This is a genomic window from Micromonospora sp. NPDC049107 (genome assembly GCF_040648595.1).
GTDB lineage: Bacteria > Actinomycetota > Actinomycetes > Mycobacteriales > Micromonosporaceae > Micromonospora.
Genome location: NZ_JBEZEC010000017.1, coordinates 36857 through 50417, shown reverse-complemented (window position 1 = coordinate 50417; position 13561 = coordinate 36857). Strand labels below are relative to the sequence as shown.

Genomic DNA, 13561 nt, shown 5'->3' with positions numbered 1-13561 from the left:
AGGAGAACGGTGACAGTTTCCGAACGCGCGCACGAGCTGGCGATCGCCGCCGCCCAGGCAGCCGCCGACAAGAAGGCGCAGGACATCGCGATCATCGACGTCGGCGACCAGCTCGCCATCACGGACGCGTTCCTGCTCGCCGCCGCCCCCAACGAGCGCCAGGTGCTCGCCATCGTCGACGCCATCGAGGAGCGCCTGCTGGAGCTTCCGGAGAAGGCCAAGCCGATCCGGCGCGAAGGCGAGCGGGGTGGCCGCTGGGTGCTGCTCGACTACGTCGACATCGTGGTACACGTCCAGCACACCGAGGAGCGCGAGTTCTACGGGCTCGACCGCCTCTGGAAGGACTGCCCCACCATCCCGTTCGTCGACCGCGACCTGGTCGAGGCCGACGCCAGCGGGTCCGCCGCGGCCGAATGACCCGGCTGATCGTCTGGCGGCACGGCAACACCGACTGGAACGCCGCCAACCGCGTCCAGGGGCAGACCGACGTACCCCTCAACGAGCTGGGCCGCGACCAGGCCCGCGCCGCCGCGCCGCTGCTCGCGTCGCTGCGTCCGGACGCCATCGTCTCCAGCGACCTGGGCCGCGCCGCGGAGACCGCCGCGGCGCTGGCCGCGCTCACCGGCCTCGGGGTACGCACCGACGCCCGGCTGCGCGAGCGGCACTTCGGCCGGTGGCAGGGCCTGCACCTCACCGAGGTCGCCGAGCGCTTCCCCGGCGAGTACGCGCGCTGGCGGGCCGGCGACCCGGCGCCGGGCGCGGATCTGGAGCCGCTGCACGAACTCGGTGAGCGGGTCGCCGCCGCGTTCCTGACGGCGGCCGACGCGACGCCCGGCGGGACGGTGGTCCTCGCCACCCACGGCGGCGCCTCCCGCCAGGGCGTTGGCCACCTGCTCGGCTGGCCTCCCGAGGTGCTGCGCACCATCGGCTCCCTGGCCAACTGCCACTGGACCGAGCTGCGACACGACGACGTCCGGGGCTGGCAGCTCCGTGGCCACAACGTCGGCCTCGTCACCGCCCCGGCCGTCGTCGACGCGGTCTGAGCGCCGATCCGGCCCGGGTCGGCGCTCGCACCTCGGCGCGGCGGGTCGTGATCGGCTAGCGTGCCGGGCATGCCCGTCGCGGTCGTCATCGACTCCACCGCCTACCTCCCACCCGAGCTGGTGCTGCGGCACCGGCTGACCGTCGTCCCGCTGACCGTCGTGCTCAACGGCGCGGAGGGATTGGAGGGGGTGGAGACCCAACCCGCCGACGCCACCCGCGCGCTGGGTGAGCGGCGGGTGTCGGCCAGCACGTCCCGGCCGGCGCCCGAACAGTTCGCCCGGACGTACCGCCGTCTCCTCGACGACGGCGCCGACGGCGTCGTCTCGGTGCACATCTCCGCCGGCCTGTCCGGCACCGTCGAGGCCGCCCGCCTGGCCGCCGTCGACCTCGGCGGTCGGGTCGAGGTCGTCGACAGCCGCTCCGCCGGCATGGGCCTCGGCTTCCCGGCCATCGCCGCCGCCATCGCCGCCGAAGCCGGAGCGGACCTGGCCGGCGTACGCGACGCGGCGCTCGCCGCGGTGGCCCGGACCACCGTCTGGTTCTACGTCGACACGTTGGAGTTCCTCCGCCGGGGCGGCCGGATCAACGCCGCCGAGGCGCTGCTCGGCACCGCCCTGTCGGTCAAGCCGATCATGCACATGCCGGACGGCGCGATCGTGCTGCGGGAGAAGGTGCGTACCGCCAGTCGGGGAGTCGCCCGGCTCGTCGACCTGGCCGTCGAGGCGGCCGGCGACGACGACGTCGACCTGGGCGTACACCACCTGGCCGCGCCGCAGCGCGCCGAGGCGCTGCTCGCCGCGCTCACCGCGCGCCTGGGCGAACGGGTGCACGACACGTACGTCTCCGAGGCGGGCGCGGTGGTCGCCGCACACGCCGGGCCGGGTCTGGCCTGTGTCGTCGTGCACCGTCGGCCCGGGAGCTGAGATCGTGGCCGGCACGTGCGTGGTGACCGGTGGTGGCCGTGGCGTCGGTCGGGCCGTGACGCGACGGCTGGTGACTGCCGGCGTGACCGTCGTCGTCGTGGAGCGCGACGCCGAGGCGGTGGACTGGCTCGCCGGGCACCCGGCCGCCGATCGCCTGCTCGCGGTGGTCGGCGACGCCGGTGACGAGCGGGTGGCCGAACACGCCGCCGAGGTGGCCGAACGCGTCGCCCCGCTGACCGGCTGGGTGAACAACGCGGCGATCTCCCGGGACGCCGCCCTGCACACGGCGTCGGCCGACATCGTGCTGGACCTGATCGGGCTGAACCTGCGTCCGGCCGTGGTGGGCGCCGCCGTGGCGGTGCGCCGCTTCCTGGCCGCCGGCACGGGCGGCGCGATCGTGAATGTCTCGTCGCACCAGGCCCGCCGGCCGGTGCCGGGCGCTCTGCCGTACGCCACGGCGAAGGCCGCCGTGGAGGGGCTGACCCGGGCGCTGGCCGTCGAGTACGGACGGCACGGCATCCGCGCCAACGCCGTCGCGCTCGGCTCGATCGCCACCGAGCGGCACGCCGAGTACCTCGCCGCGCAGGAGCCCACCCGGGCCGAGTGGATCGACGCCGAGTTGACCCGGCTGCACCCGGTGGGCCGGATCGGGCGTGCCGACGAGGTGGCCGAGGCGGTCGCGTTCCTGCTGTCGCCGGCGGCCAGCTTCGTCAACGGGGTGACCCTGCCGGTGGACGGGGGACGGGCGGCGCTCGGCCTCGACCCGGAGGCCCGCTGATCCGGTGCACTCGGGCCGCCTCCCTCCGGAGACGGCCCGACTGCTGTCCGCTCAGCTTCGCAGGGACCACTGCTGGTTCTGTCCACCGTTGCAGGCCCAGAGGATCAGTTTGGTGCCGTTGGCGGTGGCGGCGCCGTTGGCGTCCAGGCAGAGCCCGGACTGGACGCCGGTGAGGGTGCCGTTGGCGTTGACGTTCCACTGCTGGTTCGCGCCGCCGTGGCAGTCCCAGATGATCACCTGGGTGCCGTTCGCGGTGCCCTGGCCGTTGGCGTCGAGGCACTTGTTGCCGTACACCTGGATCTGCTTGCCGGCCGTGTAGGTCCAGCGTTGCGCGGCGCTGTTGCTGATGCAGTCCCACAGTTGCAGCTGGGTGCCGTTGGTGGTGGCGCCGTTCGGCACGTCGACGCAGCGACCGGACTGCGCGCCCACGATCTGGGCGTTCTGCTGCGGGTTGCCGCCGCTCGCGGGGGTGTAGGCGGCAGCGGCGATGTTCGCCTGCACGGCGTCCTCGGTGGCGGCCGTCGGGTAGCCGGAGGTCAGCACGCCCTCGAAGAAGGTGCCGCGACCGGTGATGCTGTTGTCACCACCGATGCCCAGGAGGATGGCCCCCTCCTTCTTCATCGGGTTGTAGCCGTTGGGCCGCCGACCGTCGAAGTAGGTGGTCAGGCCACCCGACTGCGAGTTCCCGCCGCGGATCGCCCAGTGGTTCGGCTCGCCCTTGACCATGGCCGTGACGAAGCGGTGGTTGATGGACGCGATGTTGTTGTAGCCCGCGTTAACCCCGGAGAACAGGCCCCACTCCAGGTCGGCCATGATCCAGGGACCCGCGCCCGCTCCGTAGCCCCACTGCTTGTTCGCGCCGAAGTAGACCGTCTCCATGATCGCGCGCTCGTCGGCCTGGACGTTGGTCTGCGCGTTGCCGTAGTCGAAGCAGCACCACTGGTTGTAGTGCGTGCCGTCGACGACGGCGTAGATGCCCTCGGGCTGGTCGCCGGTCGCGACGCCGTTGGTGTTGTTGTTGCGGTAGCCGGTGCCGGGGGCGATGTAGACGCCGTACGCGTTCTGGCCGCCGATGGTGACCGGTGCCGCCTTGGCGTCGGCGAGGTTGTCGTACCCGCCGGGGGCCGGGCCGGTGAAGCCGCCGGGAGGCGCCTGCGTGAGCCGGTTGTTGCGGCCGGACTGGTCGTAGATGATCGTGATCACGCAGCTCGTGTTGGCGCAGAACGTGTCCTGGGTGGCGGCGTTGGCGACGCCACCGGCGCTGAGCACGCCGACGTCGCGGGTGGTGTTGTCCGATGATCTGCGCACCTGGTAGAGCGCTCCGTTGTACGCGCCGTACAGGGCCCGGGTGGTGCTGTGCGCGGCGACGCACGGCGTCCCGCCGGAGGCGTAGATGTCGCACGGGCCGGTGCCGGCCGCCCGGGCGACGCCGGGCGTCTCCGTGACCAGGTAGACGCCGGCCCCGGCGACGAGGACCAGCAGGGTCCCCGCTGCGGCCAGCAGGCGGTGCAGCCTTCTCTTCACGTCCATGGTTCCCCTCAGGTGGCGGTGGTGGTGGGGGGTGATGATAGCGTTAACATTAATCCTCATCCATGAACGCGCGCTACCTCCGGGCGGGTCGGTGGCCCGTGCTCCCGTAGCAGACGCGAGCATGATCAGGGCGTTGTCCACAGAGGCCCCGGTTGTCCACAGGTCGGGCCAGCGAGGCGGCCGTCGGGGCGTCCGGCGTCCTAGCGTCGCGGCGTGGCAGAGGACGAGGAGACAGCGGTACGTCAGCGTCTGCGCCGGTTGACCGCCGCGACGGGCGACGCGGCGCCGCTTCCGTCGGGGGCCGACGCGTCGGCAACGGACGTGCCCGCCGACCCACAGCGGGGATGTCTTCCAGATGGCGATCAGCCCGGCGGTATGGCGCGGCTGCCCGGCCCCGGAGCGTTCGACCCGGGCAGGCGCGGAGTACGGGCGCTGGCCGCCGTGGCCCTCGTGGTGGTGCTGGCCGCGGCCGGTTGGGCCTGGCGGTCCCGACCACACGCGGAACCGGTCACCCCACCGGTGGGCGAGGCCACCTCGGCCGTCGTGGCCGCGCAGTCCAGCGTCTCGGCGTCCGGCGAGCTGGTGGTGACGGTCGCGGGCAAGGTGCGCAAACCCGGGCTGGTGCGGGTTCCGGCCGGGGCCCGACTCGCCGACGCCCTCTCCGAGGCCGGTGGCCCGCTGCCCGGCGTCGACGTGGCGCTGCTCAATCCCGCTCGCAAGCTGGCCGACGGTGAGTTGATCGTCGTCGGGGTGACGCCCCCGCCGGCACCCGGACCCGCCGCCGGTCCGGCCCCCGCCGGTGCGCCGGCCCCCGGCGCGGCGCTGAACCTGAACACCGCGACACCTGCCCAGCTCGACGCGCTGCCCGGGGTGGGGCCGGTGCTGGCCCAGCGCATCCTCGCCTACCGGGACCAGCACGGCGGGTTCACGGCCGTCGGTGACCTGCGCCAGGTCGAGGGCATCGGCGACGCGCGCTATGAGCAGCTCAAGGACCTGGTGACAGTGTGAACGTCGCACCCGTCGTCGGCGACCCGCCGCCACCGGACCTCCGGCTCGCCGGGCTGGCCGTGGCCGCCTGGCTCACCGCGCTCGCCGGACTGCACCTCGGCCCCCGACCGCTGCTGCTGGTGGCCGGCGGAGCAGCCGTGTCGACCGCGCTGAGCACCCTGCACCTGCTCGGTCGGCTCGGTCGCCCAGGGGCTCTCGCCCGCCGTTTCGGCTGGATCGTCGTCGCGGTCGGTCTCGGCGTCCTCTGCGGCGCGGCGGCGACCTCGGCCCGGCTGGTCGTGCGGGACGCGCCGCCGGTCCGCGCCCTTGCCGAGAAGCGCGCCCCGGTCACCGCCGACCTCGTCGTGCGGGACGATCCGCGCCCCATCCGCTCCGCCGGGCGTCCCGGCATGCTGCTGGTGTCGGGCGAGCTGATCCGGCTGACCGGTCCCGACGGCCAGCCGCTCCGAGCGTCGGTACGGGTGCTGGTCCTCGCCACCGACCCCGGCTGGCGAGGGCTGTTGCCGGGGCAGCGGCTGACCGCCGACGGGCGGCTCGGCCTGCCGCGCGGCGGTGACCTCACCGCGGCGGTCCTCGCGACCACCGGTCCACCCCAGCGGCGCGGTACGCCGTCGTGGGCGCAGCGCGCCGCCGGCACCCTGCGCGCGGGTCTGCAACGGGCCTGCGCGCCGCTGCCCGACGACCCGGGTGGTCTGCTGCCGGGACTGGTGGTGGGGGACACCAGCCGCCTGCCGCCCGCCGTCGAGGAGGACTTCCGGGCGACCGGCATGACGCACCTCAATGCCGTCTCGGGCAGCAACATCGCGATCGTGGTGGGTGCGGTGCTGCTGGTGGCGCGCTGGGCACGCGCCGGTCCGTGGCTCGCCGGGGTGCTCTGTGGGGTGGCGCTGGTGGGCTTCGTCATCCTGGTGCGTCCGTCACCGAGCGTCGTACGGGCCGCCACGATGGGGGCGATCGGGCTCGTCGCGCTGGCCGCCGGTCGACCCCGGGCCGCGCTGCCCGCGCTGGCCGCCGCCGTCACCGTGCTGGTGCTCGTCGACCCCGAGTTGGCGGGCGACGCCGGGTTCGCGCTGTCCGTCCTGGCCACCGCGGGTCTGCTGCTGCTCGCGCCGCGTTGGCGCGACGGGCTGCGCCGTCGGGGCGTACCGGCCGGGTTGGCCGAGGCGTTGGCGGTACCGGCGGCCGCCCAGGTGGCCTGCGGGCCGGTCGTCGCCGGAATCTCCGGCACGGTCAGCCTGGTGGCGGTGCCGGCCAACCTGCTGGCGGTGCCGGCCATCGCGCCGGCGACGGTGCTGGGGGTGACGGCCGCGCTGCTGTCGCCGGTCTGGCCGGCCGGGGCCGGGTTCGTCGCGTGGCTGGCGAGCTGGCCGGCCTGGTGGCTGGTCGTCATCGCCCGCCACGGCGCCCGCCTGCCGGCCGGCACCCTGGCGTGGCCGGGTGGGGCGGCCGGTGCCCTGCTGCTGGCCGGGCTGACCGTCGCGTTTCTGGTGGCCGCGCGCCGCCCGCTGGTGCGCCGGTTGGTGGCGGTGGTCGCGGTCGCCGTCCTGGTGGGCGCTCTCGGGGTCCGGTTGCTCGCCAGCGGCTGGCCGCCGCCCGGCTGGGTGGTGGTGGCCTGCGCCGTGGGGCAGGGGGACGCCCTCGTGCTGCGCGTCGCGCCCGGCCGGGCGGTGCTGGTCGACACCGGGCCGGAGCCGGGCGCGGTGGACGCGTGTCTGCGACGGCTCGGCATCCGGGAGGTGTCGCTGCTGGTAGTCAGCCACTTCCATCTCGACCACGTGGGCGGGGTGGCCGGGGTGTTCCGGGGGCGACGGGTGGCCGCCGTGCTGACCCCGCCGTCGACGGACCCGGCGAGCGGTCGGGCGGCCGTCCGCGCGGCGGCGACCGGCGGCCGGGCCACGATGCGGGACACCACCGCCGGGGCACGTCACCGGGTCGGCGGTGTCGAGCTGCTGGTGCTCGGACCGCCGTATCCGCTGGCCGGCACCCGCTCGGACCCGAACAACAACTCGCTGGTGCTGCGCGCCACGGTCGCCGGCGTCTCGGTCCTGCTGCCCGGCGACGCCGAGACCGAGGAGCAGCACGCCGTCCTGGTCCGGACGCCGCCCGGCCAGCTACGGGCGGACGTGCTGAAGGTCGCGCACCACGGCTCGGCGTACCAGGACGAGAGCTTCCTCGCCGCCGTGCGGCCGGCCGTGGCGCTGGTGCCGGTCGGCACGGGCAACACGTACGGGCATCCGAACCCGGCGCTCCTGTCCCGGTTGAGCCGGCACGGCGCCCGGGTCCTGCGGACCGACACCGACGGCGACGTGGCGGCGATCCGGACTGCCGACGGCCTGGCGGTGGCCCGTCGAGGGGTACCGCCGGGACGGCCACCGTGAGGGGGACCGCCGGTCGCGTGGAAATTGCGCGCACTCGACCCAGAATCCGGGCCATTTGCGGATTAGGTGGTGAACCGAGATAAATGTCTGGATTTGCGCTAAGTGCGGGCTGCGCCGACCGGGTGGCGATTGAGCAGGCCCGTACCCGCCGTGGGCCGTGCGAATATGGGCGACGTGACCCCCGCCAGCCTCGCCCCCATTGTGCTCGTCCTCGGCGACGAGGAGCTGCTCGCCACGCGCGCGGTCTCCGAAGCTGTCGAACGGGCCCGCGCCACCGACCCCGAGGTGGACGTCCGCGAGTACCAGGCGGGTGCGCTCACCGTCGGCGAGATAGCCGAGATGCTCAGCCCGTCGCTGTTCGGCGGCCGGCGGCTGCTCGTCCTGCGCTCCGGCCAGGACGCCCGCAAGGACCTGGTCGCCGCGCTGCTGGCGTACGCGAAGAATCCCGACCCGGAGGTGCAGCTCCTGGTGCTGCACCTGGGCGGCGCCAAGGGCAAGGCGTTCGCCGACGGGCTGCGGTCGGCCGGCGCGACGGTGGTTCCGGCGGCCAAGCTCAAGGGCCACCGCGACCGGGTCGCCTTCGTCCGCGACGAGATCCGCCGGGCCGGCGGCCGGTGCCCCGACGACGCCGCCGAGGCGCTGATCGCGGCGGTCGGCAACGACCTGCGCGAACTGGCCGCCGCCTGTTCCCAGCTCATGGCCGACACCGACGGGCGGATCAGCGCCGAGACGGTGTCCCGTTACTACCGGGGACGGGTCGAGGTGACCGGCTTCACCGTGGCGGACGCCACCATGGTCGGCGACGTGCCGGCCGCCCTGGAAGCGCTGCGCTGGGCCCTGCACGTCGGTGTCGACCCGGTGCCCATCGCCGACGCCCTGGCCGACGGGGTGCGGACGGTGGCCCGGGTGGCGTCGGCCGGACGGGGCAACGCGTACCAGCTCGCCAGCAGCCTCGGCATGCCGGCGTGGAAGATCGAACGGGCGCAGCGACAGGGGCGCGGCTGGACCCCGGAAGGACTGGTCCGCGCCATGCAGGTCGCCGCGGAGTGCAACGCGGCCGTCAAGGGCGGCTCGGACGACCGGGCGTACGCCCTGGAACGGGCGGTCTTCTCGGTGGCGGCGGCCCGGCAGGGCAGCAGTCGGTGACGGGGCCGAACCGTACGGCGTGGGCCACCGTGTCCGCCGACGAGGAGCGGTACCGGCCGCTCTACGCCCGGCTCCTCGGCCTGCGGTTCGTCAACCCCGGTGGGGTGCTCTGCTTCCTGTTCTTCGAGGGCGCCATCGCCCTGGCCGTGCTGCTCGCCCTCGCGGAGCTGGTCACCTGGTGGGCGGTGCTGGTGCTACCCGTGGTGGTGGCGGCGATGGTCAAGCTCAACGACATGGTGGCCGCGGTGGTGGTCCGTTCCGCCGCGCTCGTACCCGAACAGGAGCGGGACCGCTTCCGCCGGCAGATGGAGCCGGTGGTCGGCCGGGCCCGGGTCGAGTGGAGCGCCGTGACTCCGGTGGTGGTCCGACCCGACCCGGTGCGGCCCAGACGCCGCAGGGACCCGCTGGACTGACGGCCGCCGAAGCGCAGGCGCGCGCCGGTTCGTGGACACACGGAAGCCCCGGACCTCGGTCCGGGGCTTTCCGAATCAGTCTGACGACGAAGCGTCAGGCGGAGAGCGTCACCACGCGCTTCGCGATCGCCGACTTGCGGTTCGCGGCCTGGTTGGCGTGGATCACGCCCTTGCTGACGGCCTTGTCCAGCTTGCGCGAGGCATCCTGCATGAGAGCGGTGGCCTTCTCGACGTCACCGGCCTCGGCGGCCTCGTGGAACTTCCGGACGGCGGTCTTCAGCGACGACTTGACCGACTTGTTGCGCAGCCGGGCCTTCTCGTTCTGCCGGTTGCGCTTGATCTGGGACTTGATGTTCGCCACGCGACAGCCTCGTCTTGATAGCTCGGGTTGGTCAGCTTGCGCACGGCATGACGACATGAGTCATCGCCGCGCGAAAAGCCAGGTTACCAGGTCGCCCGGGGACAAGCCAAAACGGCTCCACCCGACCGCGCCTGCTCGACTCCCGCGCCCAGTGGGTGCGGGAGCCGTGATCCACCCGGCTTCCTGCGAACCAGGGTATCCGCCGGCCGCTGACCGCCCGATTTCCGGAAAGCCGGGGTGGACCACGGGACGGCCCGCGCGAGGACGCCGGCGCGGTCACCGCCAGCCCTGCCGGCGGGCGAGCCAGTCGAGGGCCTGTCTTCCGCTGGACCGCTGGTGCGTGGACCGGTGCGGTGAGGCCGTCACCGATGTCGCGTCCGCCCCGGTGAGGTAGTAGCCGGCCAACGCGGCGAGGGTGGCGTCCAGCGCGTCCGGGGGAGCGCCCGCGCTCGCCGGGTGCGCGGCGAAGATCCGATCGACGTCCAGGCCGCCGTCGGATGCGGTGAGCAGCAGCGTGACCAGGTCGAACCAGGCCGGTCCGGTGCAGGCCCAGGTCCAGTCGCAGATCCAGGCCCGGCCGTCCCGGCCGATGAGCACGTTGTCCACCCGCAGGTCGCCGTGGATCACGCCGGTCGCCCCGTCCGCGTACGCGGGGAGGCGGGACTCCAGCGCCACCAGCTCGGGGAGTCTGCCCCGGGCGGCGGCGGGCAGCGCGGGGAGCGGCTCCCGGCCCGCGGCGACCTCCTCCCACCAGAGGATGTCCGAGCGGGCCAGGTCGGCCAGGCGGGGGAGGCCGAGCGCGGTCAGGCCGGTCGGTGGATCGGCGAGCACGGCGGCGACCTCGGCGTACGCGGCGAGGGTGGCGTCCAGCTCGGCCCGCGCCCAGGGCAGGCGTGGGAGGTGGCCGTCGACCGCTTCGGCGCAGAGCACGAACCAGCCGGCCTCGTCCAGCGTCCACCGCAGGCGGGGCGCGGGCAGGTCGGTCGGCAGCCGGTCGAGGATCGCCGCCTCCCGGGCGTACCCCTGAACCAGGCCCGGCTGCACGGCGGCGGGTGCCGCCTTGACGAAAGCCCGACCGCCGTCGGCGGTGTGCAGCACGGCGGCGAAGCCCCGGGTGAAGCCGGCGGTGGCGACCTGGGCGGTGACCACCGGCGTGCCGAGCCGGTCGGCGATCGCGGCCCGCAGCGCCGCCGGCAGCTCCGGCCACGACGGGCGCGACGCGCTCGCGTGGTACGGCACCGGCGGCAGCGGGGAGGACACCCCACCATGCTGCCCCGGGGTACGTGCGCGGCGCGCGGCGACACTGCCAGACTGCCAAGCCATGAGGACCGAGGACTTCTGGCAGCTGATCGACCAGGCCCGCGCCGGGGGCGGGGGTGAGCCCGGGCCGGTCGCCGCTCGGGCTGTGGCGCTGCTCGCCGAGCGCGATCCGCAGGACATCGTCGGGTACGCCCAGCACCAGGTCAGAGTGCTGGCCGCCTCGCACAAGGCGGACCTGTGGGGCGCGGCGTACCTGATCAACGGTGGGGCGTCGGCGGAGGGTTTCGAGCACTTCCGGGGCTGGCTGATGACCCAGGGTCGGGCGGTGTTCGCCCGCGCGGTCGGCGACCCCGACTCGCTGGCCGAGCTGCCCCAGGTGCGGGCCGCGTCGCTCAGCGGGGAGGAGTTCTCCGCCGAGCAGATGCTGGCGGTGCCGTGGGACGCGTACCGCAGGGCCACCGCGTCGGAGCTGCCGACGGACCGCGAGCCGGTCCGGACGCCGGACCTCAACGACTTCTGGGACTTCGACGACGAGTCCGAGGCCCGCCGCCGGCTGCCCCGGCTGGCCGCGCTCTTCGTGGAGCCGCCGATGGAGTGAGGCGTCCCGGGGGCCGATCCGTCGCCCGCGCAGTGGGCGTACCCCGGCGGCGTGGGAACATGGAGGGGGTCGGCGGCGCGCCGGCCTGTTCACGTCAGCCGACCAGAACGGACCGCTGTGCCACCGAAGCTCGATCCCGGCGCGAACGCCCCTGGTGCCACCGACCCCGGTCGCATCCGGAACTTCGGCATCATCGCCCACATCGACCACGGGAAGTCGACCCTGGCCGACCGGATGTTGCAGCTCACCGGCGTGGTCGACCCCCGGCAGATGCGCGCGCAGTACCTGGACCGGATGGACATCGAGCGCGAACGCGGCATCACCATCAAGAGCCAGGCCGTGCGCATGCCGTGGACCATCCGCGAGGGCGAGCGGACCGGCGAGCAGGCCGTGCTCAACATGATCGACACCCCGGGGCACGTCGACTTCACGTACGAGGTGTCCCGGTCACTGGCCGCCTGCGAGGGCGCCGTGCTGCTGGTCGACGCCGCCCAGGGCATCGAGGCGCAGACCCTGGCCAACCTCTACCTGGCCCTCGAGAACGACCTGCGCATCATCCCGGTGCTCAACAAGATCGACCTGCCGGCCGCCCAGCCGGAGAAGTACGCCGAGGAGCTGGCCCACCTCATCGGCGGTGACCCCGCCGACTGCATCCGAGTCTCCGGCAAGACCGGCGAGGGCGTACCGCACCTGCTCGACGAGATCGTCCGGCAGTTCGTCCCGCCGGTCGGCGAGGCCGAATCGCCCGCCCGGGCGATGATCTTCGATTCGGTGTACGACGTGTACCGCGGCGTCGTCACGTACGTCCGGGTCATCGACGGCCGGATCAGCGCCCGCGACCGGATCAAGATGATGTCCACCGGCGCCGTGCACGAGCTGCTCGAGATCGGCGTCATCTCACCCGAGATGGTCAAGGCCGAGGCGCTCGGGGTCGGCGAGGTCGGCTACCTGATCACCGGTGTGAAGGACGTCCGGCAGTCCCGGGTCGGTGACACGGTCACCATCAACGCCCGGCCGGCGGCCGAGCCGCTGGGTGGCTACAAGGACCCGAAGCCGATGGTCTACTCCGGCCTCTACCCGATCGACGGGTCCGACTACCCGAACCTGCGCGAGGCCCTGGACAAGCTCAAGCTCAACGACGCCGCCCTGGACTACGAGCCGGAGACCTCCGGCGCGCTCGGCTTCGGCTTCCGCTGCGGCTTCCTCGGCCTGCTCCACCTGGAGATCATCCGGGAGCGGTTGGAGCGCGAGTACAACCTCGACCTCATCTCCACCGCGCCCAACGTCGTCTACCGGGCGATCACGGACGACGGCGAGGAGATCGTCGTCACCAACCCGAGCGAGTACCCGACCGGCAAGATCGCCGAGGTGTACGAGCCGGTGGTGCGGGCCACCGTGCTGACGCCCAACGACTACGTGGGCGCGGTCATGGAGCTGTGCCAGGGCCGGCGCGGCAGCCTGCTCGGCATGGACTACCTCTCCGCCGACCGGGTGGAGCTGCGCTACACGCTGCCCCTCGCCGAGATCATCTACGACTTCTTCGACCAGTTGAAGAGTCGTACCAAGGGGTACGCCTCGCTGGACTACGAGCCCTCCGGCGAGCAGGCGTCCGACCTGGTGAAGGTGGACATCCTGCTGCACGGCGAGCCGGTGGACGCGTTCAGCGCCATCGTGCACAAGGACAAGGCGTACAACTACGGCGTCACCATCGCCGCGAAGCTCCGTACGCTCATCCCGCGCCAGCAGTTCGAGGTGCCCATCCAGGCGGCCATCGGCAGCCGGGTGATCGCCCGGGAGACCATCCGCGCCATCCGCAAGGACGTGCTCGCCAAGTGCTACGGCGGTGACATCAGCCGTAAGCGCAAGCTGCTGGAGAAGCAGAAGGAAGGCAAGAAGCGGATGAAGATGGTCGGCCGCGTCGAGGTGCCCCAGGAGGCCTTCATCGCCGCCCTCTCCTCCGACTCCGGCGACGCCAAACCCACCGGCAAGAAGTAGCCCCCCACCCCCCACCCCCCACCCCCTCCCACCCCCCACCCCTTCCTCGCGGTGATCAAGAGGTTCGCGTCATCCGAAGCCCGGATCCTGACGCGAACCTCTTGATCACCGGGGGCGGTCGGGGGGT

The 13561-nt window shown here is 73.5% G+C and carries 13 protein-coding genes; 10 read left to right on the top strand and 3 right to left on the bottom strand.

The genetic code is table 11. The features are described 5' to 3' along the window. The first annotated feature begins 9 nt into the window (after positions 1–9). From rsfS to AB0B55_RS31190, 4 genes are all read left to right on the top strand, one after another. Positions 10–417, top strand: coding sequence for a ribosome silencing factor (rsfS, locus tag AB0B55_RS31205; protein WP_355053184.1), 408 nt, complete (start codon positions 10–12; stop codon positions 415–417). Continuing rightward, a complete protein-coding gene (locus AB0B55_RS31200; protein ID WP_357175680.1) occupies positions 414–1043 on the top strand; it encodes a histidine phosphatase family protein in 630 nt (209 codons plus the stop codon). The genes rsfS and AB0B55_RS31200 overlap by 4 nt, the downstream gene beginning before the upstream one ends. Before the next feature lie 69 nt (positions 1044–1112). Further along, positions 1113–1967: a DegV family protein gene (locus tag AB0B55_RS31195; RefSeq protein ID WP_357175677.1), complete on the top strand. Its 855-nt coding sequence runs from the start codon at positions 1113–1115 to the stop codon at positions 1965–1967. Positions 1968–1971: 4 nt separating this feature from the next. Next, positions 1972–2745 (top strand): SDR family oxidoreductase, encoded by a 774-nt coding sequence (locus tag AB0B55_RS31190; protein WP_357175674.1) that lies wholly within the window; start codon positions 1972–1974, stop codon positions 2743–2745. A 51-nt stretch (positions 2746–2796) separates the two neighbouring features. On the opposite strand, the gene AB0B55_RS31185 is transcribed toward AB0B55_RS31190, so the two are convergent. Then, on the bottom strand, positions 2797–4275 hold the full coding sequence (locus AB0B55_RS31185) for an arabinofuranosidase catalytic domain-containing protein (RefSeq protein ID WP_357175671.1): 1479 nt from the start codon (positions 4273–4275) through the stop codon (positions 2797–2799). Positions 4276–4488: 213 nt separating this feature from the next. On the opposite strand from AB0B55_RS31185, the gene AB0B55_RS31180 reads away from it, so the two are divergent. The 4 genes from AB0B55_RS31180 to AB0B55_RS31165 all read left to right on the top strand — a co-directional run bounded on the left by AB0B55_RS31180 (position 4489) and on the right by AB0B55_RS31165 (position 9220). Continuing rightward, positions 4489–5283 carry a ComEA family DNA-binding protein gene (locus AB0B55_RS31180; RefSeq protein WP_357175668.1) on the top strand — a complete coding sequence of 265 codons (795 nt, stop codon included), beginning with the start codon at positions 4489–4491 and terminating at the stop codon, positions 5281–5283. Then, on the top strand, positions 5280–7661 hold the full coding sequence (locus AB0B55_RS31175; protein WP_357175666.1) for a ComEC/Rec2 family competence protein: 2382 nt from the start codon (positions 5280–5282) through the stop codon (positions 7659–7661). The genes AB0B55_RS31180 and AB0B55_RS31175 overlap by 4 nt, the downstream gene beginning before the upstream one ends. A 165-nt stretch (positions 7662–7826) precedes the next feature. Further along, positions 7827–8807, top strand: coding sequence for a DNA polymerase III subunit delta (holA, locus tag AB0B55_RS31170; protein WP_357134527.1), 981 nt, complete (start codon positions 7827–7829; stop codon positions 8805–8807). Next, entirely contained in the window at positions 8804–9220 is a 417-nt protein-coding gene (locus AB0B55_RS31165; RefSeq protein WP_357134528.1) for a hypothetical protein, read from the top strand. The genes holA and AB0B55_RS31165 overlap by 4 nt, the downstream gene beginning before the upstream one ends. A gap of 94 nt (positions 9221–9314) precedes the next feature. Here the strand turns inward: AB0B55_RS31165 and rpsT are convergent, their stop codons facing one another. Together rpsT and AB0B55_RS31155 are read right to left on the bottom strand one after the other, a co-directional pair. Beyond that, positions 9315–9581, bottom strand: coding sequence for a 30S ribosomal protein S20 (gene rpsT / locus AB0B55_RS31160; RefSeq protein ID WP_355053192.1), 267 nt, complete (start codon positions 9579–9581; stop codon positions 9315–9317). 276 nt (positions 9582–9857) lie between these two features. Next, on the bottom strand, positions 9858–10841 hold the full coding sequence (locus AB0B55_RS31155) for a phosphotransferase (protein WP_357175662.1): 984 nt from the start codon (positions 10839–10841) through the stop codon (positions 9858–9860). A gap of 61 nt (positions 10842–10902) precedes the next feature. Between AB0B55_RS31155 and AB0B55_RS31150 the strand changes: the two genes are divergently transcribed. Next, positions 10903–11439, top strand: a complete 537-nt coding sequence (locus AB0B55_RS31150) for a DUF4240 domain-containing protein (protein ID WP_357175659.1) — start codon at positions 10903–10905, stop codon at positions 11437–11439. A 117-nt stretch (positions 11440–11556) separates the two neighbouring features. Next, positions 11557–13434: a translation elongation factor 4 gene (gene lepA / locus AB0B55_RS31145; RefSeq protein WP_357134533.1), complete on the top strand. Its 1878-nt coding sequence runs from the start codon at positions 11557–11559 to the stop codon at positions 13432–13434. The last annotated feature ends 127 nt before the right edge of the window (positions 13435–13561 follow it).